Source organism: Bradyrhizobium sp. ARR65 (assembly GCF_000472385.1).
GTDB lineage: Bacteria > Pseudomonadota > Alphaproteobacteria > Rhizobiales > Xanthobacteraceae > Bradyrhizobium.
The window spans coordinates 21,161-47,046 of record NZ_AWZU01000023.1 but is presented as its reverse complement, the minus strand read 5'-3'; the positions used below and the strand labels follow the sequence as shown (position 1 = coordinate 47,046).

Genomic DNA, 25,886 nt, shown 5'->3' with positions numbered 1-25,886 from the left:
GACGATTTTGCGCTGGCAGCGTGGCGATGTCGGGGCCGGCCATGCGTGTAGCGCGACAGGCATAACAGCGCATGCAAAGCATCGCCGCCGCGCGCCGCGGCGTTTTAGAAATGCTTGATCGCGTGGCTTAGAGCGGTCGCCGAGATCGTGCCAATCGCGAGAACGCGCGCTCAACCTGCGACATCATTGTGAGCCAACGGGTCCGCGCGAAGCGCGCGGCCCGATGAGCTGCAACGAAGCAATGCAGACTTTCTCCGCGGATGCAGTCTAGATTGCTTCGTCGCTTTCGCTCCTCGCAATGACGGCTTGGTCGAAAGCGCTCGTTCGATTTCGCCGGCTTCATCGGCTAAGTGCGCTAGCGTTGGGCTGTTGACTTGTTCAGGGCCACGGCAGCGCGAATGAGCGTCTTCAATGCCTGTTCGTCGATCTCGTCGCCTTCGTGAAAGTCGATGGCGCGCCTTGTATTTCCGTCAAGACTGGAATTGAACAGCCCTGAAGGATCCTTCAGAGCCGCACCTTTGGCAAAGGTCATCTTCACGATGTTCTTGTAAGTCTCGCCTGTGCAGATCAATCCGTCGTGCGACCACACCGGAACGCCTCTCCATTTCCACTCCTCGACGACCTCAGGATCAGCTTGCTTCACCAGTGCACGAATCCGGCTGAGCATCTTGCCCCGCCAGTCGCCGAGCTCCTTGATTCTCGCGTCTATCAGTCGAGAAGGGGAGTCTCCGCCTTTTCCTTCCTTGTCGCTCTTCGTGGTCTTCACGGTGGTCGTCACTTTCTTCATGGTTGTTGTCGTTCACCTCGCTTGAAGATCGCGCACTGGTCGCTCACATTCGCTCGCCAGGCAATTGACTGGCTTGCTTTACCCACGCGGCGAACTGAGCTTCGTCGAGCTGATCGTCCTCATGGATGTTCAGATAGCGCGTGTCCTTGCTCTTGGACACGCCGGGCGGGACAGGGCGCAGCGATGTGCCACGGAAGAAGGCCACTTTGACGTACTTCGTGAAACAATGGAGGCCCAGAATCCAGCCCTGGCCCTCGATCCCGTAAAGCGGTGAGTTCCATTTGACTGCCTTGCGCACGCCCGGGATGGTGCGTGCGATGAGCGCATCAATGCGCCGTCCGACGCCGCTCTTCCAACCCGGCATGGCCGCGATGTAGGCCTGCACGCGAGCATCACCCTCGCCCTTCGCGATTTGAGGGTTGCCGCCGGCAAGGAGGGGCGGGGTCGCAGCGCACCGCTTCGCGGCCGCCTTCTTTGCGACCTTCGCCGACGTCTTGGGCATCTTGGAAGTCTTGGCGGCCATTGCGGTCACTCCCGTCCGCCGGTGTGTCGCCCGTTGGCAATGACGGCCGCCGTAAATGCAATCGACAGCCAGCGATGGAGCTGCCGAATCCTCTTGTTCCAATCCAATGAAACCTCCCAAGCAAGCCGAAGCAGAAGATAGCAGATCGGAGACCGCACGAGCGCCGACTTCAATCTCGCGCCAGGAGCTGCTCCAGATTTGCGAAGAACTTCTGCCAACCGTATTTGGCGCCCCCATAGGCCTGCTTCTGATCCGGTCGGAAGCCCGATTGCTCCATGCGCAGATGGGTGCCAGTGCTCGTTGGGGTGAGCGTGAAGGTCACCACGCTCTTCAGATTATACGCCGCATCGTCATGCGCAAAATTCCAGGTGTAGGACAGCGTTCTGTTCGGCTCGATCGCAAGGACTTCGCAGTCCAGCACGCCGCCCCAGTCTCCGCGCAGATTGAAGCGGTGACCCACGACGGGCTTGAAGTCGGTTTTCATGAGCCACTCCTCAATCAGGTGTGGTTGCGTCAGCGCCCGCCAGATCTTTTCCACCGGATGAGGTATCTCCCGTTCGACGACGACGGAGAGCGTTTCGGCCGACGTTTCGTTCATTGGTCCATCCTTTTGAGCAGATCTTCGAGGTGGTCGAACCGGCTTTGCCAGAAGGCGGCCATTTGGCTGGTCCAGTCGATCAGCGGAGCCAAGGCGCCAAGCTGCGCGCTGTAATGCGTCTGGCGACCTTCGTGGCGGTCGCGTACCAGCCCGGCCTGCTTCAAAACTCCGAGATGCTTTGAGACGGCCGGTTGCGAGATTCCGGCCCGCGCCGTCAGGGCCCCGACCGTCTGCTCTCCTTCACGGCACAGCCGCTCGAAGATGGACCGCCGGGTTGGGTCGGCGAGCGTTCTGAAGAGGACGTCGTGAACGTTCCGCATCTGGAATTTATAACTCACTGGCTATTGATTGACATATAACCGCAGCGATATGTGTCGTCAAGCAGGCAAATGGAGCGGGCCAATGAGCCTCGCCAAAAAAGCTGGCAGGTGGGCAGATCGACGCCTGCAGTCGAGCGGGGCAACGCGAGCGCAGTCAATTTGCCATCCCGCGATTATCATGCATCGCTGGTGATGAATCCTGCGTAGAGAGAGGCGCCGTCGTCTTGCTTTGCGTGCAGTCGCAGCATGCGTATGCGATCGCATTTCTGCGCCGGATTTTCGCTCCTTCCGCTAGACCGAGGCGCTCAGCGCCACTCGGCCATCGCGCGGATGCTGGAGCGGTTCAGATGCACGCACTCGTCGACATATTCGACGGTGGCGAGCGGCAGGAAGTGATGCATTCCATCGGGGGCGTCGGACTTGCTCAGCTTGAGCTCGCCGTTTTCCACGTGGTCAACGGTGCCGACGTGGCGGCCATCATTGCCCACGATCTCCATGTGCTCCCTGATGTCTTCGGTCCTTACCATGCGGCGTCTCCTTCGAGATGAGGGAGAGATGAGCGGACCGCGCAGACGCTTGTCCGCCGCTCGTAATCAGGCACCGCCAATGCCCCTGATGATGGTGCCGCGGCCGCCGCAATTCGGACAGGCTGCGCCGTCGATACGGCCGCTGCCTTGGCATTGCGGGCAGATGTCTTCGCCGGTGCCGGGAGTTCCGGGGGCGGCTTCGTCGCCGGGATTGAGGCTTTGGCCGGATGCGCGCACGCGCAAGCCGCCATTCCTCTTCTCGCGCTGTTTCTGCGTCATGGCTGCCTCCTTGCTCCTCATCAACGCGTCCACCCGCAGGTGGTTGCCCAGTGTGAGGAGGAGTTGGCGGCCGGCAAGCTTACGGAACAGCTTTCGGCGGACGCGGCGCCGCAAGCATGTCCGGTTCTTCGGCCTGCATCTGCGGCGCCGGGGCAGGTTGCGGGAGCGGTGCCGCGGCGGCTTGCGCGGGCGCGATAGTCTGCGGCGGCGGAAGCGTTGCCACCGGCCTGCGCAGCGGGGGCGGCGCAACCGGCTTCGGCGCAGGCGGCCTGCTGGGCCGCAGGTTCGGCTCGGAGGCCCGCGCAATGACACGGGTCATCTGCTCCTGGGTCGCCTTGAGCTGCTCGGCGAGTTTCGCATTGTCGCGCGCGAGCTGGTCCTGACTGGCCTTGAGCTGCTCCATGCCTTGTTCCAGGTTGGCGAGATCGCGCGCCATGGACTGGAGCAATTGGGCCACATCCGGAGCAGACGGTGCGGCGACCGCGGGCGCGGCATCTTGCGGCGGGCTTTCCGCTTGTGCCGGCGCTGGTTGTGCCGGGGCTTGGGGAGCGGCTGTGTCCGCCGCGGCCGTCTGCTGAACGGCCGGCGCGGTGGGCTCCGCGGCCGGCGCCGCTCTGTTCAAGGGCAGCGACAAGATCGAGGCAAGTTGTGGTGCCCAGTGCTCGATCATGGCTTTGGGCGCATCGGCATAAGGCGACTGCCAGGCGATCGCGGCGCCCGCCGCGCCCATAGCCAGAAGCAGGGCGGTGACACCGCTCATCGCGGCCTTCCTCAGCGCGTGCCGCTCGCCGGCGCCATGAAGATCGTCGACAACAGTGGGACGAAAGGTCGTTATCTTCGGATCCAACGCGGCCGGCGCGATGTCAGCTTTTGGAGGCTCTGGCGCGCGTTCGCTCGCAAGCTTGGCAAGCCGCTCCTGCACACGCGCGAGTTCTTCGCGCACCACCTTCTCATAGTCACTTGTAGGCTTGTCGTCCCCGCGCACGAGCAGGACATCGTGCGCGCCGGTCTGTTCCGGCTTCACTGTGGAATCCATTGGGCCTCCTTGCTCCGCCCCATGTTACCGAATGAGGGCGGCCGTCGGATTTCCGCTGATGTCGGACTGCCCAAGACTCACTCCCGTTTTGACCAAAGCAAGGCCAAGGAATGGAAAGTATGGGGCCGTGGACAGAGCGAGGCCGTATCGGGAACTGGAGGCGAAGGGCTAATTCTGCCATTCCCGCCAATGTGTCGGGTGAACATCAACGGGATCGGCGGTTTCCGCATTGACCCAGCCGGGAACACCGCGGCGGCAGGGGAAGACGAGGGCGTGCGGGTCTTCGGCGTCGATGACCGCGAGTTCCAGATCAAGATCGTATGGCGCGCTGGCGATGCGCTGCCAGACCGGCGCCCGGCAGCGCAGCCGAGGCTTTCACGCCTGTTAACCTAGCTTCGTTCATCGCTGGAGCCCGGTGCTGTCGGACGTGCCGGAACAGATCATAGATGTGAGCACCGAACACGAGGACGACCGCGCCAATTCACCGGAATACCGCGGGCGCGGCGGCAGTCATGCGGGAGACTGATAGGCTGCGCTGCTATTTCTTGCTGCGAATGAACCCGGCAAGGGTCGGCTTCGCGGTCTCGCACCACCCTTCCATCCCCAGCCGTTTCTGATCGAAGTCCGTGGACTGCACCGCGAGGGCGACTTCCTTGCTCAGCTCCTCATCGCCGCGCTCGCCCATTTTGCCGCCCGTGAGCATGTAGGCGATGGCCTTGCGCACCGCTTCCGTCGTTCCGTCCGGCTGGTGCATCTCCTGCGCCTTCTGCACCAGATCCTGATACACGACATCAGTGCCGGGGCATTCCACCTTCGCGGCGAACGCCTCCAGGACCAGCGTGACATAGGCCGAGCGGGGCTCCGCATGAGCGGGCGCCGCAAGCGCGAGCAAGCCTGTTGTTACCGTGATGAATGCCGCGTGCCGCATCGTTGCCTCCCTGTTTTTCAGCGAGGCTAGCGTCATCGACACTGCCGCGCAATGCATCCTCGTGCCGACGGATCACGTAACCGTCGCCGCTATTTGTGACCAGATCGCCACACTCAACGTGAAATCGTGACGCCGCTGGCGTGCCAGTGCGGCCGCGGCCACGCTTCTGCCCCCATTCGCTGCGGACGTGGCGTTGCTGGAGGCTGGCACTCAGGGGGGACAGGATGTCTTCGACAGGCCGTGCCAGAATGCTGCAGGTGAGTTGTGGCGTAAACCGCGCGTATATGCGGATCAGTTCCGTTGCCGGTGCTCGCAGGCTCATGAAACTGTCGGCCGTCGGGTTGAGTGCAGCCTGGCTTGCGGCGTGCGCGCAGTCTTCCGTCGTCAGCAATAGCCTAGCGCCGGTTGCTCCGACGCGACAGGCTTCGCTCGGACATCGTCAGAACATCCATGTCGCGACGCATGCGCGTGTGAAGCTCCTGCGAAGAACCGCTGCCGCATCGGAGGATCACGCCAGGAGGAGGCAGCCGACCTCGCAAGGCATGGCCAGCTTCTATGCCGAGGGGTCGGAGACCGCGAGCGGCGAGAAATTCGATGCGCACGAATTGACGGCCGCGCATCCCACATTGCCGTTCGGCACACGCTTGCGCGTGACCAACGTCGCCACCGGCCGCTCGGTAACGGTGCGGGTCAACGATCGTGGTCCCTATGTTGGGGGGCGGGTGGTCGACGTCTCCCAATCCGCGGCTGAGGCGCTCGGCATGGTCGACCAGGGTGTCGCCAAGGTGAAGCTGGACGTGGTGCAGTAGGTCGGCTGGTACAGCGAAGAGAAAGCGTCGGCGCTTGCGCCGCTAGAGCATGATCCGGACCCGGAGGGCCGCGTTAGCGCAAAGTGGAAACCGGTTTTCCTTAGCTAACAACGCGAAGCGTTTGCGTGGAGCTGAGGCTCAAGCAAGGAATGGGATCATGATCCGATTCGTCTAATCGGATCATAATCTAATGACAAATTGCTGCGACGACCTACATGAGAGGACATGAGCAGAGCATTCGTCAACGAGGATACATTTGTCGATTCGCTTCCGGACCGGCCGGTTTCCGAGCACCTCAATCTGGTCACCGAGCGCGGGCTTGCCTTGATCGAACAAGCGCTGGAGGCCGCGCGCGCTGCCTATGGTGAGGCTCAGGCTGCGGGCGACCGCGAGGCGCTGGCGAGCGCGGGACGCGACCTGCGCTACTGGAGCGCGCGTCGCAGCACCGCGCAGTTGCGCGTTCCCGCACAAACTGCAGAGACCGTCCAGTTCGGACACGCCGTTACCATCCTCCGCGAGGACGGCCGGCAGCAGACATTCCGGATCGTGGGCGAGGACGAGGCCGATCCGGCCCAAGGCTCGATCTCGCATGTCTCGCCCTTGGCCAGAGCGCTGCTCGGCAAGCGAGTGGGCGATGTCGTGCGCGCCGGCAAGGATGAGGCGGAGATCACGGCTATTCGCCAGTAGTCTCTGCTACGCCGATTCATCCATCCGCGCGCTTTTAGCGAAGTCCTACCATCGCCGTCTAAGAGACGCAGTGCGGAGCACAAGCTCGGCGCTTATGAGAACGAGGATAAGTGTCGGCAACACCAGGATCACCACGCCGGGCGTGACGATGGGCTCGATTTTGCGCTCGGCACTGGTCGCTGCACTCATTGCCACGGCGGTGTCGCCGGCGCTCGGTGGCGCGACCTGAGCGATATCCACCCAGCGGTCGCGCCAATCGGGGGCGTCGGAAGCCGTCTCGCTCGCGTCAGGCGCCCAGGACGCATGCGCTGAGTGCGCTTGAGCCGGGGCGGCGTCTGACAACATCTCGGACATGGCTTCGCGCCATTTGGGCTGGATGGCCTCCCGCTGAACCGGCCTGTCGGTCCTGGATTGCGAGCGACGGGCGATGCGCTGCCGGGTCGGCGTGGCGTCCCAGCAATGATCCGGCCCATGCCAGTAGATGTGCACCGAACCAAAATGCTGGCGCGCCTCGGCCATGCTCATGCACGAATCCGAGGCATGCGATGGCGTACCTACCACCAACAGCGACACAACGATCACCGCGACGCGCATAGCCGCTCCGTCTTGCACTCGACAAGGACGCTGCCGACGTTGCCCCGGCTTGGAATCCAGTCATTAGCGGCGAGAAAAGTGCAAATTGTGGCTGGAATTGACGGGCGACCTCCGTGTCCACTTGATATTGCGGGCATCATGTGAGTTGTGGGCAGCGGGATACCGTTCCCCATTCACACCGGCCTGCGCGGGACCGTCTGCGGTGCTGAGTTTCTGGTGTGCATCGAGGAGCAGCGGCCGATTAATATGATGGACGCTCAAGATCGGGAGGTGAGCGTGGTCACTCGATATCTGACGGATTACTGGCGGCAGGTTGGCGCCCGCCGCGCGGCACACAGACTCATCAGCGCGTTGCTGGCGCTGGTTGCGACCTGTTGGTGCGGCACGATGGCGACCGCGGCCGATAGTCTCTATCGCGCGCAGGCCGTGGTCACGGGCCAAGGCGAACCGAACCGCACAATCGGTTTCGGCGTCTGTCTCGAGGACGTTCTGATCAAGGTCTCCGGCGCGCAAAAGCTTGCAGGCGATCCACGGTTGGCTGCCTACAAAGCCAAGGCGAGTGACTACGTCAGAGCCTATAGCTATCACGATCAGATGGCGGGTACGCCGACCCGTGACGAGCAGGGCACGCGCGATCGGCCCTATGATTTGAGCGTCGAGTTCGACGAGGGCAAAGTCGATGCGCTGCTTCGCACCCTCGGACTGAACCCATGGCTCTCGCATCGTCCAGTTCTGGCCGTCTTCGTCGTGATGGAGCAGGGCGCACGAAAATACATGGTGACATCGGATGCGCGGCAGTCCGATTTGCAGCGCGAATCTCTCCTTGGCGCAGCAATGAAGCGGGGAATGAGTGTCGTGCTGCCGAGCAGCGCAGCCCTTGAGAAATTGGGCGTCACGCTCGCGGAAGCGTCGAAAGCGGCATCCTCGCAGCCCGCGTCCGCCGCGGCCGAACTTGGCGGTGAAGTGGCGCTCGCCGGACATCTCGTTTGGAGCGATCAGGAGCTCGGATGGGCCACTGAGTGGCAGATCGATTGGCAAGGCCGGCAGCACCGATGGCAGCTTCGCGGCGTCACGTTTGACGAGGCCTTTCGGCGCGGCCTCGGCGGCGCGGCGCAGATTCTGTCGGGCAATGGCGACCCCTGAGAATCTCAAGCGGCTCGAAAAATGCGGCGAGCACCTTGTCCAGCGTCGCGCCATTGACGGTCGAAGGCTACGCCGCGCTCGATCAACGAGACTCCAGGGAATTCAACTTGAGTTGAAGTCTCGAACGGCCGGGTTCACGCGTTAGAGACGATCGTAAACGGCTTTTTAATTGAGACTGCCGGACCTGTGCGCGACCATTGGCGCGCTTAAACCCCGCCGGGTGGAGACATCCGCGGAGTCTTCGCTCCTATGGAGGTTGCCATGGCCTGGCTATCGCGGTCATTCCTGCGCAAGCGACTCATCTCGCTGGCGACGACAATGTCGGTTTCGGCGACCTCCTTTGCCCTCGCGCAGGACCAGACGGGCAAGCACCATTTGCCTGTGCCAAGGGACAACAGTGAGCAGCAATTCATGATCGACAATGATCTCGCCATGAGCAAAATGAGCAGGGACATGATGGTCGATCCGTCAGGCGATATAGATCGCGACTTCGTCGCCATGATGATCCCGCACCATCAAGGCGCAATCGACATGGCACGAGCAGAGCTCAAATACGGGCACAACAAGCAGCTTCGCGAGCTCGCGCAAAGCATTGTTGCGCAACAGGGACAGGAAATTACGCAGATGCAGCGCGCCATCGACGGAGCTTCGCCGGCAAGACCGGAGGCGGCGCAGCAGCGTTCGAGCGCGGTCTCGGGTGCTGCGAGCAGCACTGGTGCCATGAGCTCCATGAACATGCATTGAGCGGGTGCAGCCCGCGTGGCGATCCGCCGCGCCGTTCGGATCTTCCCAATTGATTTCGCGATCAGGTTTGGGTGAGCCAAGTCGCACCGCGCGACGATGGCTCGCATTGTGTTGTTGACGTGTCACGCACCGCTCAAGGCGAGTTGAGCTTCGTGAAGCAAAATTTAATGGGATAGGCGCGCCGCCTCCCTACATCTGGTGCAGGGCATCCGCGATCGGATGCTGAAACAAAGCAAATAGCTCGCAGTCCAGGCAGCACGCTCATCCCCGTGAAGCGCGATCGCTTCGTCTTGGCCGCGCGCATTTGATCGATACAGGAGAAACGACAATGGTTTCATTGAAGACTCTCGCCGCGGCCGTGCTGCTGTCGGCAAGCATGGTCACACCGGCATTCGCGCAAGCCGCCATCCAGGAGCCGGGCGCGTTCGCGTTCTTCTATCCCAATCTCGACGTGCTCAATGGAGGCAGGCCAACGCCCGCAGCCAGGCTGTCCCCTGACTGGCCGGTCTTGAAGAATTCGTGTGCCGCGATCGGGGGTGGTATTACGAATTGCGACGACGGCTATGGTGCCTATGATCTCGCGCCGCGCGTACTCCCTGGCCACCATGGCCGTTGGCATCACCGCAGGTGAGGTGCCGATGCGCGGGAAGGGCGAGGCGCGCCTCGCCCGCGCCGCCGGCCTTTTCTATTTCTGGCCGCCAGAGTCGTAGCCGTCGGTGAGTGTCTGCAGGAAGCTCACCAATGCATTCTCCTCCTGATCCGACAGCTCAAGATTGCCCATCTTGCTCTTGTTCATATTCTCCGTCGTCTCGGGGGTCGGCCAGCAACCGGTGCCCTCGCGCGGATCGTTCGGCGCGCAGCGCGGCAGCACGTCGCGCGTGTTGTAGAAGTGCACGACCTCCTTGAGGCTCTTGAAGTAGGCGTTATGGCCGTAGGCTTTGACAAAATCGGGGCTCGGCCGCTTGTCGACATTGCGCAGCGTCGGCACCTGGAAGCGTCCGCGATTTTGTGGCGCCAAGGGTTGCCAGCGCGCATCAACCGGCGAGGGATCGCTCAGCGGATGACCGTGCTCGAGGAAGCCGCCGACGCCGAGGTCGACGAAGGACATACCGTTCTTGTTGGCGACATAGCCGCGATCGTCGGGTGAACCCTCGGCGTAGTAGGGGAGGCGAGGATTGGCGGGGACGCCGATGTTACTTGCGGTGAAATCGGTAAAGAGCGGATCTTCGCCGGGACCACCGTCGCGGTGGCATTCGTTGCAACGCGCCTTGCCGCGAAACAATTCGTAGCCGGCCTGCTCCTGTGGCGTGAATTGCGCCTTGCCCGCCAGCACCGCATCGAATTTGGACGAGAAGGCGGTCACTTCATGGGCGGCCTCGTAGCCTGCGATGGATTGCGCCATCTGGTCGAATGTCGCGGTGATCCGGCCGCGATCGACCGTGTTAAGATGGACCGGCAGGGGATCGTTGGCAGGGGCTGGGCCGGGATTGTTGCAGACCGTTTCCGTGTCAGTCGGCCAGCTAACCGCGAAGGCCTGCGCGCCCCACACCTTCTCGAACAGTGCGCGATAGGGCCGCTGCGAGGCGCGGTAGACGAAGCAGGCCGCATCTGGAAGGCCCATCTCGACCGGGTTGACAGGCGGTCCCTCCGCCTGCTCCGCGGCGGGATTGCCGAGCCTGCGTCCGGTTGCGCGCATGTCCCAGAAATTGCCGCCGACAAGATCGCCTTGTTCGGCGTTGTAGTGGAGCACCGGCGACAGCGGCGCGTAGGCGTGGCTTTGCGGCTTGCGCTCGCTGAAGCGGGTACGCACCGATCCAGGATAGGATCCCGTGGTGCGATTCAGCTCCGAAACGGGTCCGGTAAATCCCGTCTCCGGCATATGACAGAACGTGCAGGCCTCGTTGCGGTTCACGGAAAGCTGCTTGTCGTAGAGGATGGCCTTGCCGAGCAGTTCGACCTGCTGCACCTGATTGTCGGGAGGCGTGCTCAGCCGCTCGAGCGTCTGCGCTTCGATGTGGTCGATCTCGGCTTCCACTTTCGCGATCTCGCGAAGGGCCGCGGGCGAGAGCCGCGTCTGCTCGCCGGCGATCAGGGTCGGCGCAGTCAGCGCGGCAGAAGCGATCAGAGCCGACAGCGGGAACAGAAGGTGCGGCGATTTCATGTGTTCTCGATCAAGGTTACTGTGTCAAAAATGGAATGAAGGTCGGCCTGCGACCAGGACAGGCTTCGGACCGTAGGTCGTGTCCCCCGGTCGGTCTACCGGATATTTCAGCGAGCTCGTTCACGGGTATGCGCAAGGCGTGAGCGTGTTGCGAGGCCGATCGAGTCACGGCCAGGTGTCCTCGGGCAAATTGACGACGATGGGCGTTGCGGTGCTACGTACGACCACCCAGCGAAACGGCTCGGTCTGCGAGGCGTTGATTTCCATGTGCAGGAGGTATGGCGGGACGCGGATGAAGTCGCCGGCCTTGGCGCGCGCGCTGAACTGCCCCCGCTCGCCCCAGCGTATCTCGCAAACGCCTGATAGCACGTAAGCGATGGTTTCCTGCTCGCCATGGTGGTGGATTCCCGTCTTGGCTCCAGGCCTGACCTCAAACAGGCCACCCCAAAGGGCGGAGAAAATTCCAAGCGACGGCGAAATTGCGGCGTACCGCTCGGAGCCCGGCGTCTGCGCCGTGTCACGGTCAAACTGGTCGGGTGAGATGACTTGGATGTCAGGGGAATTCATGCTGCGCTCGATTAATCCTCGCTGGAGTTGCCGCTCATTCGGCCGGGACGTGCGTAGGATTGCCGGCGAGGCCGTGCTCCTTCGCCCCGAACAACCAAGTCTGCAGCTTGTCGAGATAGATATAGACGATGGGCGTGGTGTAGAGCGTCAGCACCTGCGACACGGCGAGGCCGCCGACGATGGCATAGCCGAGCGGCTGGCGGATCTCCGATCCAACCCCGGTCCCCACCATCATCGGTACCGCGCCGAGGAGGGCCGCCATCGTGGTCATCAGGATCGGCCGGAATCGCTTGACGCAGGCCTGGTAGATTGATTCTTCGGTCGTCAGCCCTTCATTCTGTTCGGCTTGCAGCGCGAAGTCGACCAGCATGATGCCGTTCTTCTTGACGATGCCGATGAGCAGGATGATGCCCACGATGGCAATGACGCTCAGATCGTAGTGAGCCGCCATCAACAGCAGCAGCGCGCCGACGCCAGCGGAGGGCAGGGTCGAGATGATCGTGATCGGATGGATGGTGCTTTCGTAGAGCACCCCAAGGATCAGATAGATCACAAACAGCGATGCGGCGATGAGGATCGGCGTGCTTTTGAGCGATGCACCGAACGCTTGCGCGTTGCCCTGGAAACTGGTCTGCAATGAGAGCGGCGGGTGTAGCTCCTTTGCAATCGCCTGAATGCCGCTGACAGCCTCGCCGATCGCAGCGCCAGGTGCCAGATTGAACGAGATCGTCACCGAGGGGAACTGACCCTGGTGGTTCACCACGAGCGGGGCGACCTTCACCACGCTGTCGACCAGCGTGGAGAGAGGCACTTCCTGGCCGCTCGATGACTTGACGTAGATGCCGGTGAGCGCCTCCGGCCCATATTGGAATTTGGGATTCACCTCGAGCACGACATGATACTGCTGCAAGGTGGTGTACATGGTCGAGACGATCCGTTGGCCGAACGCGTCGTCGAGCGTGTTGTCGATGGTATAGGGCAGGATGCCGTAGCTTGATGCGACTTCGCGCTTGATCGTGATGTCGAGCAACGGCCCGGCAGCGAGTTGGTCGGTGGTGACGTCGGTGACGCCGGGCAGCTTCTTGATCCTGTCAAGGAACAGCCCAGCCCAGTGATTGAGTTCACCGGGATCGGCATCGTTCATGGTGTATTGAAACTGCGTCTTGTTCAGCCGCGCGCCGATCGTAATGTCCTGGGCGGGCTGCATATACAGGGTGATGCCCTGGATCTTGGCGAGATTGGTCCGCAGGCGCGCTATCACCTTGTCGATCGGGTCACGCTGATCAGCGGGTTTGAGCTGGATGAACACGCGTCCGTCGTTGATCGTGTAAGTGCCGCCGCCGGCGCCCACGGCCGAGCCGACACTGGCGACGGCCGGATCTCGCATGATGCCATTGAGCAAAGCCTGCTGGCGCTCAGCCATGGCCTGAAAGGAAATATCCTGTGCCGCCTCCGATTGGCCGATGATCAATCCCGTATCCTGCTCGGGAAAGAAGCTCTTCGGGACGATCACGTAGAGATATCCGGTCAACGCGATCGTGCCGATCATCACCATGAGCGTGATGAAGCGATGGCGCATCACGATCTTCAATCCCGCCTCATAAACGCTGAGCAGACCGTCGAAACCTCGCTCGGACATCCGGTAGATCCAACCATGCTGCTTATTCTCGGGCTTGAGCAGGTAAGCGCACATCATCGGCGTCAGCGTGCGTGAGATCGCGAGCGAAAGCACAAGGGCGACGCTGACCGTGACGGCAAATTCGCGGAACAGCAGCCCGACATAGCCACTCATCAGGAACAGGGGAATGAACACGGCGATCAGCGAAAAGGTGATCGCCATCACCGTGAAGCCGATTTCGCCGGATCCTTTCATTGCCGCGTCATAGGGAGAAAGGCCCTCCTCGATGTGCCGCGTGATGTTCTCGATCTCCACCACCGCGTCGTCGACCACGAATCCGACGGCGATCGACAGGGCCATCAGTGAAAGGTTGTCGAGGCTGTAGCCCAGTTCGTAAAGGATGGCGAAGGTGCCGATCAGGGACAACGGCACGGTCACGGCGGGAATGATGGTGGCCCAGAGGCTGCGCAGGAAGATGAAGATGACCATCACGACGAGTGCGACCGTGAGCAGCAGCGTGAACTGCACGTCGGCCACCGACGCCCGGATCGTATCGGTCCGGTCGGAGATGACATTGATCTTGATGGCGGCGGGAATCGACGCCTGGAGGGCCGGCATCATGTCCTTGATGCGTTGGACCGTCTGGATGACGTTGGCGCCGGGCTGGCGCTGGATCGCCAGAATGATGGCGCGCTGGTTATTGTACCAGCCCGCGATCAGGTCGTTTTCAGGGGCGCTGATGACGCGACCGATATCGCGCAGGCGCACCGGCGATCCGTTGCGGTAGGCGATGACAAGGTCGGCGTATTTGTCGGGCTGAAACAGTTGGTCGTTGGTATTGAGCGTATAGGTCTGGCGTGGACTGTTGAGTGTGCCCTTCGCGAGGTCGACATTCGCCTGGCCGAGCACGGTGCGCACGTCCTCCAGATTGATGCCGCGCGCAGCGAGCGCCTGCGAATCGACCTGGACGCGAACCGATGCTTTCTGTTGACCGCCGACGCCGACGAGGCCGACGCCAGATATCTGCGAGATCTTCTGCTGCAGGATGTTTTCCGCATAGGCATCGACGGTGGTGATGGGCAAGGTGTCCGAGGTGACGCCCAGCACGAGGATCGGCGTGTCGGCGGGGTTCACCTTTCGGATGGTGGGTGGATAGGGTAAGCCCGTCGGGAGATACGGGCTCGCGGCATTGATCGCCGAGAGCGTGTCGCTCACGGCGCCATCGATCTGCCGGCTTAAATCGAACTGCAGCGTGACCTGGGTGTAGCCGAGGGCGCTGGCCGAGGTCATCTGCCTGAGGCCGGGAATTTCCCCGAACTGCGTTTCGAGCGGCGATGCGACCGAAGACGCCATGGTCTGCGGATCGGCGCCGGGCAACTGAGCGGTGACCGTGAGCGTCGGGTAGTTGATATTCGGCAGCGCCGCCACCGGCAGGAGGGGATAGGCGACGAGTCCGCCCGCAAGCAATCCCACCATGATCAGTGCGGTCGCGATCGGCCGTCGGATGAAGGGAGCTGATATGTTCATGGGATCGGCGCCTGCATTGCATCCTGCGCGGCCGCTTCCTCGGCCGCCTTGCCGTGCAGGATCGTGACATGCGTGCCCGGCTGCAGCTTGTATTGTCCGTCAACGACCACTTGCTCGTTGGCTTTCAGTCCCGAATCGATGAGCGCCTGGCCGTCGCTGATCTGCGCCACCTTGATCTGGCGTGCCGACACGGTGTTGTCAGGGTTGATGACATAGGCGTAGGCTCCGTTCGGTCCCTGCTGCACGACGGAAGCCGGGACCGTCAGGCCGTTGTGCCTGACGTCGACGAGGAGGCGCGCGTTGACGAGCTCGCCCGGCCATAGCGCGCGCGACTTGTTAGGGAAGTTCGCCTTGAGCTGGATGGAGCCGGTGGTCTGCAGGATTTCATTGTTGACGAGCGCAAGTTGGCCTTCGGCAAGCCGGATCGTATTGTCCTGGCTGTAAGCGAGGACGGGCAGTGGGGCATTGGTCTCTTGCTGCCGCCGCTGGATCTGCGGCAGCACCGTCTCGGGCAGCGTGAAGATTAGCGAGATCGGATCGAGCTGGGTGACGACGACGAGGCCGTTCGTCGTTGACGGGCTGATGATGTTGCCGACATCGATCTGGCGGATCCCGACCACGCCCTCGATCGGCGAAGTCAGCCGGGTATAGCTGAGCTGCACGTTGGCCGCGTCGATCAGCGCCTTGTCGGTCTTGATGGCCGCCTGCAACTGTCCGACTTGCGCCTTCTGCGTCTCGATTAGTTGCGGCGTGGCCCAGCCCTTATCTCCGAGCTGACTGTAGCGCGTGAGGTTGGCCTGCGCGTTGGTGAGCTGGGCCTGATCGCGCTCGAGATTCCCCGTGTATTGTTCGATCAGCGCCTGGTAGGGGCGCGGATCGATCTGGGCGAGCAGGTCGCCGGCATGCACGGCCTGACCTTCGGTGAAGTTGATGCTGGTGATCTGCCCCTGGATCTGGGCGCGCACGACGTCGGTGTTGTACGCGATCACCGTGCCGACCCCATTCAGATAGATCGGCACGTCATGCTGGGCGACAACGCCGGCGACGACCGGAACCGACGGGGGCGGCGCCGGAGCTGCGACCGCCTTCCGCAGCGGACTGACATGGCTGGAATAAAGGAGGCCGCCCGCAACGACCGCGGCCAGCAGGCTTGCGGAAACCACCACTGCTTTCTTCATGGCTGCTTGCTCGTGGTTGGAAATGTCTGCCTAGCGGAGCTGGGTGGCTCCCGCTGCGAGGCCGGGCAGGGTGCTGGGATTCGGGGAGGAAATGGCTGTCGTCGTCGGCATTGCCGTTGTTGTGGTAGGCGAGGTGATGACGGGCATCGTCGGAATCGTTGGGACCACAAGATCGGACGTCGGGGCGACGCTCGGGGTCGGGATTGCCGCAGCGGAGCTGACTCCGAGACTGCCGATCTCGGTCGAATCCAGGGGAATGCCAGGCCGCCCGAGACCGCCGGGCGCAGCCGGCGTCATCGGCGTCGACGATGTTGCAATATTGGACGAACCGGAGCCGCACATACCGGACATGCCCGACGTGTCGATCATGGTCGAGGTTGGCGACGCCGACATCGACATCGTGCTAGCCGTTGTGGCGGGCGCCGTGGCGCCGAGAGTCGTGCCGCCGCCATCAAACGTGGCCGTCGACCCGAACATCGCCGAGGGCGACGTGCCGATGGTCGCGCATCCGGAGGTGCCGACCGCGCCGGTCGACGTCGGCGCCGGGCTTACGCCAGGAGAAGCTATCTCTGTCGCGCCGAGCGGGATTCCGGTGCCGCCGACCGGCGTGCTTGGATCAATTCCGAGAGGCGAGGTCGCGGATACCGAGGGCGTGGGCGTCACGGCCATCTGCGCGAAGGCGGGGCCTGTGAGTAGTGGCGAGATGACTGCGACGATCAGAAGGCGTTTCATGACAGACTCCTCGAACGCGATTGGCAGTGAGCGGTGCGCGATCTGCCGCGGCTAGCGATCAAGATGGTCGGGATCGCGCGCGAGTTCGACTAAAAAGGTTTTTAGGATGCGACGCGCGCACGCGCGCTCGATAACAAGCAGCGTCGAAACAAGCGCATACACCAGCTGGTCGCGCCATCACTTGATCTTGAGCGCGTGTCGGGATGATCATCGGGTCGTGCCGAAGAAACGGTAAGTCAGATGCGGCAGGGGCAACATTAAAACGCTATTTAATGGCGCAGACCGTTCCTCGCGCATAACTCTGTCCACGAGCGGTCCCGCCGAGCTTGCCAGGAAGGCGGCGGACCAGGCCGCAGAGAGGACAGCGCGCGCCGCCCCTTCATGCCTCCTCCCTCAGAGGGGCGGGCGTCGCTGTCCGGCTCTTACAGGCGTAAACGGGATGCCTTGCCACCATCGATATGCTGGCGCTGCCTGCTGAGAGGCGTATGCTTTCGGATAAGCGCGATGGGCGCACCGCCAATATCGGGGCGGCAGTCGGGGCCAAGTGGATGACCAAGGTACTTCTCATCGAAGATGACGGCGAAACGGCTGAGGAGATCTCCGCCGAGCTCGCAGATCGGGGCTTTGAGGTGGCATGGGCCGCAGACGGCGTCGATGGTCTGAACAAGGCGCGCGCGTTGCGGCCGGACGCCATGATCGTGGACCGGCTGCTGCCGGGGATGGACGGTCTCGCCGTCATCGAAACCCTGCGCAAGGATCAGTTTTCGACCCCGGTGCTGGTGCTGAGCGCGTTGGGTGCCGTCGACGACCGCGTGCGCGGCTTGCGCATGGGCGGCGACGATTACCTCACTAAGCCGTTCGCCATCGTCGAGCTCGTCGCGCGAATCGAGGCTCTGCTGCGCCGGCCCGTGGAATCCCGCGAGACCACGTTGCGGGTCGGGCAGCTCGAACTGGATTTGCTCAAACGCACGGCAAAGCGCGGCAACCGGCAGATCGACCTCTTGCCACGCGAATTCCGGCTGCTTGAATACATGATGCGGCGGAGCGATCAGTTGCTGACGCGCGCCATGCTGCTGGAAGAGGTCTGGAACTACAAATTCGTCCCCGCGACCAATCTCGTCGACGTGCATATGGGCCGCCTGCGGCATAAGGTGGATGGCGCGGGCGAGGCGCCCATGATCCACAATGTCCGGGGCGCCGGCTTTATCTTGCGCAACGCCTCGTGATGGCTTCATCGGGCACGCCGAATGCCGTCGCAATTTGGGGAGGAGTGTGCGAGCGCGTCAACTCGATGCCGCAGGTACGTTTCATACGATCCAACACCTTCCGGTGGGCATCCGCCGTTGCGGGCGTGTTCGCTGCTTTCATTCTCCTGCTGTTTGGGTTCATCTATCTGCGCATTGATGACTACCTGGTGGTGCGCACCGATCGCATGATCGGAAACCAGGTGACAGTCCTGGCGGCGTTGCCGCCGGAGCGGAGGATCAATGCCATCGAGGATCATCTGGCGGAGGATTCCAGGGGCGTTCAGTTTGCGGGGCTGTTCGATTCCGACGGACATCGCCTCGCGGGCAATCTCGCGCGCCTGCCCGAGCTCAAGCTCGATGGGACCGTCCAGAACGCATATGTCCGGCGGATGGATCAGGAGGACCGCGGCGCCCAGCTCGTGCGGGCGGCTGGGCAGCGCTTGCCCACGGGCAATGTGCTGGTGATGGGACGCAATGTCGACGAGGCCCGGGAAATCTCCCATGTCGTCGGCCAGGCGCTGGCCTTAGGCCTGCTGCCGGCCTTTTGCCTTTGCCTGCTGGCGGGAGCCTGGCTAAGCGTGCGGGCGCAGCGCCGCGTCGAGGAGGTGAACCGGCGGGTCCAGCGCATCATTGCAGGCAATCTGCAGGAGCGGCTCCCGCATCGCGACGTCGATGAGCCGTTTTCCAGGCTCGCCGGCATCGTCAACGGCATGCTCGACGAAATGGAGGCCATGATCAACGCGCTCGCCGGCGTCGGCAACGACATCGCGCATGACCTGCGGACGCCACTCACCCGCGCGCGGCTGGCGCTCGAGCGCGGCCGCACCAATGCCCAGAGTCTCGAGCAACTGCAGCAGGTCGTCGACAAGGCAATTGCGGGCATCGATCAGGCGCTCGCGATCATCACGGCATTGTTGCGGCTGGCCGAGATCGAAAACGGCCGGCGCTCCGCGGCCTTCGGCAGCGTGGCGCTGGACGAGATGCTGCGCGAAGTCTGCGACGTCTATGAGCCGATCGCCGAGGACAAGGACATCACGTTGAGGGTCGCGATCAGCCATAAGCGGATCGTGCGGGCGGACCGCGATCTTCTGTTCGAGGCGGTGGCCAACCTCGTCGACAACGCCATCAAGTTCACACCCAAAGGCGGCAAGGTCGACATCGGTTTGCTGTCATTCGACGATCAGACCATCGTGCGCGTGACAGATACCGGTCCCGGGATTAGCGAGGAGGAGCGTGACGCGGTGCTGCGACGCTTCTATCGCTCCGATAAGATCCGCAACACGCCGGGCGTTGGCCTGGGGCTGAGCCTGGTGGCAGCGATCGTGAAGCTGCACGGCTTCCATCTTGTGATCCATCCCGGACAGGGTGGGCGCGTCGATATCGTTTGCCCGGACCGGCCAGGCGAATAGAACAGGCGCCGGTCGCGGGCGCGTAGTCATCGAATGGGAACGTGTTGCCGCGCCATTCGTTGCGGCGAGGAGTCCCAAGCAAGACCCGTGTGACAGCCCGAGGAGGACGATGATGACGTGGAGCGACCAGGTGGCGGTGGTTACGGGCGGTGCGCGCGGTATCGGCCGCGCGATTGCGCTTCATCTCGCAGAGCGGGGCGCAGCCGTATGCATCAACTATGCCGCGCATGGTGAAGCGGCCGAAAAGGTAGTGCAGGAAGTCAAGGCCGGCGGCGGGCGCGCCATCGCCGCCCGTGCGGATGTCGCGGATTTTCCCGCCATCCAGGTCATGATCGCGCAGGCCGAGACGCAGCTCGGTCCGGTGACGATCCTGGTCAACAACGCCGGGGTGGTCTATCAGGCGACGCTCGATACCTTCGACCACGAGCAGTTCGAGCGCATGCGGCGCGTCAATGCCGACGGCATCATCCACGCGACGCGCGCGGTGATGGCAGGCATGCGCGCGCGTCACTACGGCCGGATAGTCAACGTGGCCTCCATCGCCGCATTCGGCACCGCCCTGCCAGGCAATGCGTTCTACGCTGCGACCAAAGCAGAGGCCGCAATCCTCACCAAGCGCTTCGCGATGGAACTCGGACCTCAGGGCATCACCGTGAACGCCGTGGCGCCGGGTTTCATCCGTACGGATATGACGCAGGGAAAGCGCAGTGCCGCCGAATGGGAGGCGATCGAAAAGGCCATCGCCGAGCGATCGATCATGGGGCGGATCGGGGAGCCGGCCGATATCGCCAACGCCGTGGCTTTCCTGGCCGCTCCGGACAGCGGATGGCTGACGGCCCAGATTATCACGGTGGATGGCGGTCGGATGGATTATGTCGGGCATTGATGATGCCCCGTGACCTCCGCTGGAAGTGGTCTGCTAACAGGACGATCCAGCGCCAGGCGCGGGAAGTCTTCAAAGCATTGTTCTCGCCGTAACCGCCGAACTGGCACAGCGCCCCCGCGCGGAAGTTGCCGACCTTGATCCGGTATTTCACCGATGTGGACTGCCTATATTCTCGGTGTTGCCGCCGCCGCAGGTGATCCCCGGAAAGCCGATCGGCGAAAAAGCATAGGAGGCGCCGAACGGGTCATAGTCGAAGACGGCATCCAGTGTCAGCGAGTTCTGGCGAAAAAGCGTCAGAGTACCGTGGGTGGGAGAACAGACACCTACGTACCCTTGGCGTTGTACCACTGGCCTGCCCGGATTGAGTCGGCGTAGGCGCTTTGCAGGTTCTGCGGCACGCCGGCATTCGCAGCAACCGTTCCTGGTCCTTTCGAGAGACGCAGGGAATAGGGACCGAAGCGGGCATCCAGGTCAAAGATGACGGAGACATCGTCGCCGATCGGCTCAGTGCCTTTGATGTCGATTGTCGAATCGCTCAATGCCGGTCGGTGCAAGGGTCCAAAACGGCGATCTGAATCAGGTAGGATGCCGCGACAGCGGATCGCGGATCGAATGCTGCGCGTCCTGAGAAGAAGTTCTCACAGTAGCGGCCAGGCCACACTGAGTCTCAAGACGGTTGGCGAAGGTCGTCCCAGCACATTGGCGCGAATGCGGCTGATTTGCGGTCGAGAGCAGGCCGCGATCATGCGGCAGATTGGCGCTACGGCACGTCGTGTGTGCAGTAGCCGCCACCTGCGGCACAAAGCGGTTCGTGGCAGAGCCGGAGACGATATATAGGGAGCCGTACGAAGATCCTTCAGCATCACGAGGGAGAGCGTGGAGACCATTACCGTTGCGTTGATTCTGCTTTTGGCCGTGATTGTCAGTGGCGCGCTCGCGCGCATGTCGCCGATCTCTCTGCCGCTGCCGCTCGTCCAGATCGTTATCGGCGCGCTCATTGCGTCGGTCGCTGATCTCGGAGTGGAACTAAAGCCGGACATTTTCTTCCTGCTGTTCTTGCCGCCGCTTCTGTTTCTGGACGGCTGGCGAATCCCGAAGGAAGGTCTGTTTCGCGACAAGGGCACGATCCTGGAGCTGGCGCTCGGGCTCGTGGTGTTCACGGTCGTCGGCGTCGGCTACTTCATCAACTGGATGATTCCGACGATGCCGCTGGCCGTGGCCTTTGCGTTGGCAGCCATCGTCTCTCCCACCGATCCTATCGCGGTGTCCGCGATCTCCGCGCGCGTGCCGATTCCGCGCCGGTTGATGCACATCCTGGAAGGAGAATCGCTGCTCAACGGTGCGTCCGGCCTCGTTTGCATGCAATTTGCAGTCGCCGCAGCGCTTACCGGGACGTTCTCGCTGCCGGCGGCGTTCACGACCTTCCTTTGGCTTGCTGCGGGGGGTATCTCGATAGGCGTCGGAGTGACGTGGGCCGTGACCGTGGCGAAGAACTGGGTGTCGCGGCATTTCGGCGAAGAGACGGGCTCACAGATCCTGATCAGCCTGCTGATCCCGTTCGGCGCGTATCTTCTGGCCGAACGCCTGCACTGCTCGGGCATTCTTGCGGCGGTGGCCGCCGGGATCACCATGAGTTACGCCGAGCAGGGCGGCCAGGCGCTGCCCGTCACCCGCATTCGCCGCAGCGCCGTCTGGGACCTGGTACAGTTTACCGCCAATGGCGTGATCTTCGTCCTGCTTGGTGAGCAACTCCCGAATCTCTTCGACGGTGCGGCGAGGGTCGTCCACGAGACGGGGCACCATGATCCGGTCTGGCTCCTGGTCTATGTCATCGCAATCACTCTCACGCTTGCGTTCCTGCGCTACGTCTGGGCGTGGACCTCGCTGCGGTTTACGTTGTTTCGCGCGCATCTGAAGGGCGAAAAGCCATATATTCCCGGTTGGCGGCTGATCGCGGCAACCGCATTCGCCGGCGTGCGGGGCGCGATCACGCTTGCGGGTGTGCTGACGCTGCCTTTGACGATGAATGATGGATCTGTCTTCCCGGCGCGGGATCTCGCGATCTTCCTTGCCGGCGGCGTCATCATCGTCTCGCTGCTCGCCGCAAGCCTGTTGCTCCCGTATCTGCTGCGGGATTTGGAGCTGCCGCCTGAGCCGTCGCATCAGGAGGAAGAGGACCGGGCTCGCGTCGCCGCAGCGGAGGCCGCGATCCAGGCGATTGAGCAGGCCCAACACGACATGGGCGAAGGACAAAGCGACGCCGATCTCTATACCGACGCCGGCGTTCGCATCATGGCGCTGTATCGCCAGCGTATTGATGGTCGTTCGAAGGTGGGCAAGGAAGCCGAGCTGGCGCAGAAAATCGACGATATCGAACGCCGCCTTCGCCTTGTCGGCCTTCGTGCCGAACGCGCGGAATTGTATCGCATCGCCCGCGAACGCGCCCTCTCAGACGATACGGCCCGCAAGCTCGTGAGAGAAGTGGATCTGCTGGAATCCCGCTTCGCGGTGACGTGATGCCGCAAGGTTCGCGGCGCGAACGAGGATGAGCGCACTCCGTAAGACTACGGTGCTCGCTTCCGCCGGCACCTATTTTGCAATGCACAATTCAGGGGATGAGGCGGCTGGCTTCCCAATTTGGAACGCCGTCACCTTCTGCGGCTTTGCGAATTCCGAGAGGCTTCAACGGATCGATGGTGATGGAACGATCAACGGCAGTTTGGCGGGACCGGGCGATCTTTGTGACATTTTTTCTGGTCCTCGCTATCGCGGTTCATATTCTAACGCTTCACGACGCGGCGGCGCGCGACCTGGACGGCCGCTACGCGAATTCTCCACTCAAGGGCTGGTTCGAAAGCCTGCACTCAAGCAAAGGCCCTTGCTGCTCCGACGCCGACGGGACCGCATTGGCGGATGTCGATTGGGAGGCGAAGGAGGGCCACTATCGTGTGCGCATCGAAGGCCAGTGGTGGGACGTGCCGGACGAGGCCGTGATTAAAGAGCCGAACCGTGCCGGGCGCACAATAGTATGGCCGATCTATCATTGGACGGTCGGCGGACCGTTACGGGTCGAGATAAGGTGCTTCATGCCGGGCACCATGACGTAGGTGGCCGCGCGGCTCCGCATGCGGGACGTGTTTGCTGATCCCCCTTAGGGCCTACGGCGCTGCGGCTATTTGAGCTATACTGACTCCCGCGATGAAGTGCCGCGGCGGAGTGGAATCGGCGCCGCGCCGACACGGCTCGCAGGCGAAAGGGAGTTTTTGAATGATTAAGGCAAGGAAGCTTGCGGCGGCCACATTCGCCACCTGGGCGGTTCTGGCGTGTCTCGGCTCGAACGCGCTGGCCGCACAGTGCGGCAGCGGCCCAGGGGGCTTCGAGGCCTGGAAACGGACGTTTGCCGAGGAGGCGAGGGCGAAAGGCATCGGCGCAGCGGGCATTTCCGCCTTGATGCAGACGAATTATGCGAGCGCGACCATCGCCGCCGACCGCAGCCTCCATAGTTTCAGCCTGTCGCTCGATCAATTCCTCGCCAAGCGCGGCGCCGCCACGATCGTGGCGCGCGGTCGCGCCATGAAACAGTCCCACGCCGCGCTGTTCGCATCGATCGAGCAACGCTACGGCGTGCCGCCGGGCCCGCTGATCGCGATCTGGGGCATGGAGACCGGCTTCGGAAGCCAGCGCGGCAATCAGAACATGCTGTCGTCGATTGCCACGCTCGCCTATGACTGCCGGCGGCCGGAATATTTCACGGACCAGCTTTATGCTGCCCTGAAACTGGTCGATCGCGGGGTGCTGTCGGCGAGCACGCGCGGCTCCATGCACGGTGAACTCGGGCAGACGCAGTTCCTGCCAAAGACCATGCTGGAATACGGCACCGGCAATCTCGACAACGCCGCCAATGCTCTGAGTTCGACCGCGAACTTCCTGAAAGCCCATGGCTGGCAGGCCGGCGCGGGCTACCAGCCGGGCGAGCCGAATTTCGCGGCCATCCAAGCCTGGAATGCGGCGGGGGTCTACCAGAAGGCGATCGCGCTGATGGGACGACAGATCGATGGTGGTGAGCGCGGAGCCGCGATGCGATAGTTGGCGGCGCTGGCAAAGCTGCTGTCGCTCGCAATCGCGGCTGTACCTTGGAAACGGCGCGGCACTAGGTGATCGCAACGAAGGTCGGCGAACAGCGGTTCAACCGCTCGAGGTCATCTTGAGAATTGCGGCTATCCTGCTGCGCAGGCGCGCGGCGCTTTCGACAATCTGGCCTTCAATCTGGGCCTCCACGGTCTGGCCGTGGCCGACAGACGTGGGGTCTCTTTGCGGGGGATCATGATCATCTGTCCGCCCGGGAAGATCGGTAAGCTTGGCGGCCGAAGCGTGATCTTCAGACCATGTGATCGCATCGAAGCTCATGCCGCGCCTCAGCATCTCTGCTTCCAGCGCGCTTGCATGCTCGATCCAATCAGGTGTTTCGCGAACTCGAAATCGTCGTTCCTGGCCTAACTTGTTGAGCTCGTCGTCCACAGCCAGTGCGCCTCGCGCACCATGGTGCATCATCAACAGGGTGTCGTTTGTGAACGCCTGATAATTCATTGGGACTCCCCGAACCAAAGTCCCGCGCTGTGGAAGCAGTTTTTGTAGCCAACAATTTAAGGCCCGGTTAATGGCGGCTGCGGCACGATGCACGATCAAGTGAAAACGCAAGCGCATAGGACGTAACGGCGCCTCCTGCTTATCTGCTCATCGGCCTGGATTGTCAGATCAAGAGATCGACGCGGCTGCTTCTGTCTCGTTCTGCCGCAAGCGCTCGCTGCCGCCAGCGTAGCATCAGCTCGGCGAGTGCTTCGGCGGACAATCCGTAAGTGTCGATGAGCGCGACATTGCGGCTCGGCTGCGCCGCGTCTTCGCTCGCGGGCCCACCTTCCTTCGACTGCGGGTTGCGGTACCAGACCGACTTGATCTCGGAACGCGCGCCAGGCGCCGCGTTGGCCTTGATAGCGGTAATGTCGCGCCAGTGCGCGCGGGGCCGCTGGAGGAACAGCGTTCGTTCCGCGAATCCGCTTGCATCCAGCGTCAAAGAAGCCGCTCCAGGAGTGAGCCGGGCTGCGGAGACGAGCAGGCAGGCACCGAAACATCCGATGCCGATCCAGCCCCAAACCGGGTAAGTGCCATCATCGAGGATCAAGAGGCCGATGACGACCAAGGGCAGTGAGCCGGCGGCCAGCATCGCCCATTTCTCGCGCGACGGGTGCAATGTGATGGGTCCCGGAAATCGGGACAGAAGCTCCTCGACCGCGGCATCTCTTTCTGGCGTGTCCGACATTTCTTCGTCACTCATCCGGTCGGACGCGACCCATCGTCTTGGGGGCAGGAGCCCGCGCGCGGCAAAGTGGTGCGCAAATCTTAACAACCGCGCTTTTGCAAGCTGACAAATCGAAACAATTTTTATTGGCCGCAGGACACGCGCGCCAACGCCGCCAGCCGATCGGGACAACCGAATTTTGTAGCCAGGTCGAAGCCGGGAAGTCCGGCTAGAAATCGCTCATTCGCTCGGGTGTGACTTTACGCAGCGATGCAGCTTGCCGGTGTTAT

Annotated in this window: 29 protein-coding genes; 13 read left to right on the top strand and 16 right to left on the bottom strand. The window is 62.6% G+C overall.

Annotated elements, in window-relative coordinates; genetic code table 11:
- Positions 1-355: 355 nt before the first annotated feature.
- The 7 genes from F758_RS44435 to F758_RS46630 form a co-directional block, all read right to left on the bottom strand.
- Entirely contained in the window at positions 356-787 is a 432-nt protein-coding gene (locus F758_RS44435) for a DUF1801 domain-containing protein (protein ID WP_035722878.1), read from the bottom strand.
- A 43-nt stretch (positions 788-830) separates the two neighbouring features.
- Positions 831-1,310 carry a DUF1801 domain-containing protein gene (locus F758_RS0123775; RefSeq protein WP_024510216.1) on the bottom strand — a complete coding sequence of 160 codons (480 nt, stop codon included), beginning with the start codon at positions 1,308-1,310 and terminating at the stop codon, positions 831-833.
- 169 nt (positions 1,311-1,479) lie between these two features.
- Entirely contained in the window at positions 1,480-1,908 is a 429-nt protein-coding gene (locus F758_RS0123765; protein ID WP_024510215.1) for an SRPBCC family protein, read from the bottom strand.
- Positions 1,905-2,228, bottom strand: coding sequence for an ArsR/SmtB family transcription factor (locus F758_RS0123760; protein WP_024510214.1), 324 nt, complete (start codon positions 2,226-2,228; stop codon positions 1,905-1,907). The genes F758_RS0123765 and F758_RS0123760 overlap by 4 nt, the downstream gene beginning before the upstream one ends.
- 305 nt (positions 2,229-2,533) lie before the next feature.
- A complete protein-coding gene (locus tag F758_RS0123755; protein WP_024510213.1) occupies positions 2,534-2,755 on the bottom strand; it encodes a DUF2171 domain-containing protein in 222 nt (73 codons plus the stop codon).
- Between the two features lie 66 nt (positions 2,756-2,821).
- Complete coding sequence (locus F758_RS44430) at positions 2,822-3,034, bottom strand: hypothetical protein (protein ID WP_035722876.1); 213 nt, start codon at positions 3,032-3,034, stop codon at positions 2,822-2,824.
- A gap of 79 nt (positions 3,035-3,113) precedes the next feature.
- Positions 3,114-4,070: a hypothetical protein gene (locus F758_RS46630; protein WP_024510212.1), complete on the bottom strand. Its 957-nt coding sequence runs from the start codon at positions 4,068-4,070 to the stop codon at positions 3,114-3,116.
- Between the two features lie 198 nt (positions 4,071-4,268).
- Between F758_RS46630 and F758_RS53020 the strand changes: the two genes are divergently transcribed.
- Entirely contained in the window at positions 4,269-4,463 is a 195-nt protein-coding gene (locus F758_RS53020; protein WP_024510211.1) for a hypothetical protein, read from the top strand.
- Positions 4,464-4,608: 145 nt separating this feature from the next.
- On the opposite strand, the gene F758_RS0123735 is transcribed toward F758_RS53020, so the two are convergent.
- Positions 4,609-4,998, bottom strand: coding sequence for a hypothetical protein (locus tag F758_RS0123735; RefSeq protein WP_024510210.1), 390 nt, complete (start codon positions 4,996-4,998; stop codon positions 4,609-4,611).
- 320 nt (positions 4,999-5,318) lie between these two features.
- Between F758_RS0123735 and F758_RS0123730 the strand changes: the two genes are divergently transcribed.
- Positions 5,319-5,807: a septal ring lytic transglycosylase RlpA family protein gene (locus tag F758_RS0123730; RefSeq protein ID WP_035722874.1), complete on the top strand. Its 489-nt coding sequence runs from the start codon at positions 5,319-5,321 to the stop codon at positions 5,805-5,807.
- 225 nt (positions 5,808-6,032) lie between these two features.
- A complete protein-coding gene (greA, locus tag F758_RS0123725; RefSeq protein WP_024510208.1) occupies positions 6,033-6,494 on the top strand; it encodes a transcription elongation factor GreA in 462 nt (153 codons plus the stop codon).
- 45 nt (positions 6,495-6,539) lie between these two features.
- Here greA and F758_RS0123720 read toward each other — a convergent pair whose 3' ends face one another.
- Entirely contained in the window at positions 6,540-7,088 is a 549-nt protein-coding gene (locus tag F758_RS0123720) for a hypothetical protein (RefSeq protein WP_024510207.1), read from the bottom strand.
- Between the two features lie 276 nt (positions 7,089-7,364).
- Between F758_RS0123720 and F758_RS0123715 the strand changes: the two genes are divergently transcribed.
- From F758_RS0123715 to F758_RS0123705, 3 genes are all read left to right on the top strand, one after another.
- Entirely contained in the window at positions 7,365-8,231 is an 867-nt protein-coding gene (locus F758_RS0123715; RefSeq protein ID WP_245286569.1) for a DUF2066 domain-containing protein, read from the top strand.
- Positions 8,232-8,492: 261 nt separating this feature from the next.
- Positions 8,493-8,975: a CopM family metallochaperone gene (gene copM, locus F758_RS0123710; protein ID WP_024510205.1), complete on the top strand. Its 483-nt coding sequence runs from the start codon at positions 8,493-8,495 to the stop codon at positions 8,973-8,975.
- 328 nt (positions 8,976-9,303) lie between these two features.
- The gene (locus F758_RS0123705) at positions 9,304-9,606 is read left to right on the top strand and encodes a hypothetical protein (RefSeq protein WP_024510204.1); all 303 of its coding nucleotides are present in this window, start codon (positions 9,304-9,306) and stop codon (positions 9,604-9,606) included.
- Between the two features lie 54 nt (positions 9,607-9,660).
- Here the strand turns inward: F758_RS0123705 and F758_RS0123700 are convergent, their stop codons facing one another.
- From F758_RS0123700 to F758_RS0123685, 4 genes are all read right to left on the bottom strand, one after another.
- The gene (locus F758_RS0123700; RefSeq protein ID WP_024510203.1) at positions 9,661-11,136 is read right to left on the bottom strand and encodes a cytochrome-c peroxidase; all 1,476 of its coding nucleotides are present in this window, start codon (positions 11,134-11,136) and stop codon (positions 9,661-9,663) included.
- A gap of 165 nt (positions 11,137-11,301) precedes the next feature.
- On the bottom strand, positions 11,302-11,703 hold the full coding sequence (locus tag F758_RS0123695; protein ID WP_024510202.1) for a cupin domain-containing protein: 402 nt from the start codon (positions 11,701-11,703) through the stop codon (positions 11,302-11,304).
- A 34-nt stretch (positions 11,704-11,737) separates the two neighbouring features.
- Positions 11,738-14,848, bottom strand: a complete 3,111-nt coding sequence (locus F758_RS0123690) for an efflux RND transporter permease subunit (protein WP_024510201.1) — start codon at positions 14,846-14,848, stop codon at positions 11,738-11,740.
- Positions 14,845-16,026 carry an efflux RND transporter periplasmic adaptor subunit gene (locus tag F758_RS0123685; RefSeq protein WP_024510200.1) on the bottom strand — a complete coding sequence of 394 codons (1,182 nt, stop codon included), beginning with the start codon at positions 16,024-16,026 and terminating at the stop codon, positions 14,845-14,847. Before F758_RS0123685 ends, F758_RS0123690 begins: the two co-directional genes overlap by 4 nt.
- A 91-nt stretch (positions 16,027-16,117) precedes the next feature.
- Between F758_RS0123685 and F758_RS0123680 the strand changes: the two genes are divergently transcribed.
- The 4 genes from F758_RS0123680 (at position 16,118) to F758_RS0123660 (ending at position 20,300) form a co-directional block, all read left to right on the top strand.
- Positions 16,118-16,813, top strand: coding sequence for a hypothetical protein (locus F758_RS0123680; protein WP_024510199.1), 696 nt, complete (start codon positions 16,118-16,120; stop codon positions 16,811-16,813).
- A 493-nt stretch (positions 16,814-17,306) separates the two neighbouring features.
- Positions 17,307-17,984, top strand: coding sequence for a response regulator transcription factor (locus F758_RS0123670; RefSeq protein WP_024510198.1), 678 nt, complete (start codon positions 17,307-17,309; stop codon positions 17,982-17,984).
- A 44-nt stretch (positions 17,985-18,028) separates the two neighbouring features.
- A complete protein-coding gene (locus F758_RS0123665) occupies positions 18,029-19,414 on the top strand; it encodes a sensor histidine kinase (RefSeq protein WP_349543189.1) in 1,386 nt (461 codons plus the stop codon).
- Positions 19,415-19,523: 109 nt separating this feature from the next.
- Positions 19,524-20,300, top strand: coding sequence for an SDR family NAD(P)-dependent oxidoreductase (locus F758_RS0123660; protein WP_035722871.1), 777 nt, complete (start codon positions 19,524-19,526; stop codon positions 20,298-20,300).
- Positions 20,301-20,623: 323 nt separating this feature from the next.
- On the opposite strand, the gene F758_RS0123655 is transcribed toward F758_RS0123660, so the two are convergent.
- Positions 20,624-20,839 carry a hypothetical protein gene (locus F758_RS0123655; protein WP_024510195.1) on the bottom strand — a complete coding sequence of 72 codons (216 nt, stop codon included), beginning with the start codon at positions 20,837-20,839 and terminating at the stop codon, positions 20,624-20,626.
- A 337-nt stretch (positions 20,840-21,176) separates the two neighbouring features.
- Between F758_RS0123655 and F758_RS0123650 the strand changes: the two genes are divergently transcribed.
- The 3 genes from F758_RS0123650 (at position 21,177) to F758_RS0123640 (ending at position 24,386) form a co-directional block, all read left to right on the top strand.
- Positions 21,177-22,817, top strand: a complete 1,641-nt coding sequence (locus F758_RS0123650; protein WP_024510194.1) for a Na+/H+ antiporter — start codon at positions 21,177-21,179, stop codon at positions 22,815-22,817.
- A 224-nt stretch (positions 22,818-23,041) separates the two neighbouring features.
- Complete coding sequence (locus F758_RS0123645) at positions 23,042-23,407, top strand: hypothetical protein (protein WP_157450127.1); 366 nt, start codon at positions 23,042-23,044, stop codon at positions 23,405-23,407.
- 160 nt (positions 23,408-23,567) lie between these two features.
- Entirely contained in the window at positions 23,568-24,386 is an 819-nt protein-coding gene (locus tag F758_RS0123640) for a lytic murein transglycosylase (RefSeq protein ID WP_024510192.1), read from the top strand.
- A 99-nt stretch (positions 24,387-24,485) separates the two neighbouring features.
- On the opposite strand, the gene F758_RS50920 is transcribed toward F758_RS0123640, so the two are convergent.
- Both F758_RS50920 and F758_RS0123630 read right to left on the bottom strand, forming a co-directional pair.
- On the bottom strand, positions 24,486-24,887 hold the full coding sequence (locus tag F758_RS50920; protein WP_024510191.1) for a hypothetical protein: 402 nt from the start codon (positions 24,885-24,887) through the stop codon (positions 24,486-24,488).
- Between the two features lie 163 nt (positions 24,888-25,050).
- A complete protein-coding gene (locus F758_RS0123630) occupies positions 25,051-25,617 on the bottom strand; it encodes a hypothetical protein (RefSeq protein WP_024510190.1) in 567 nt (188 codons plus the stop codon).
- Between the last annotated feature and the right edge of the window lie 269 nt (positions 25,618-25,886).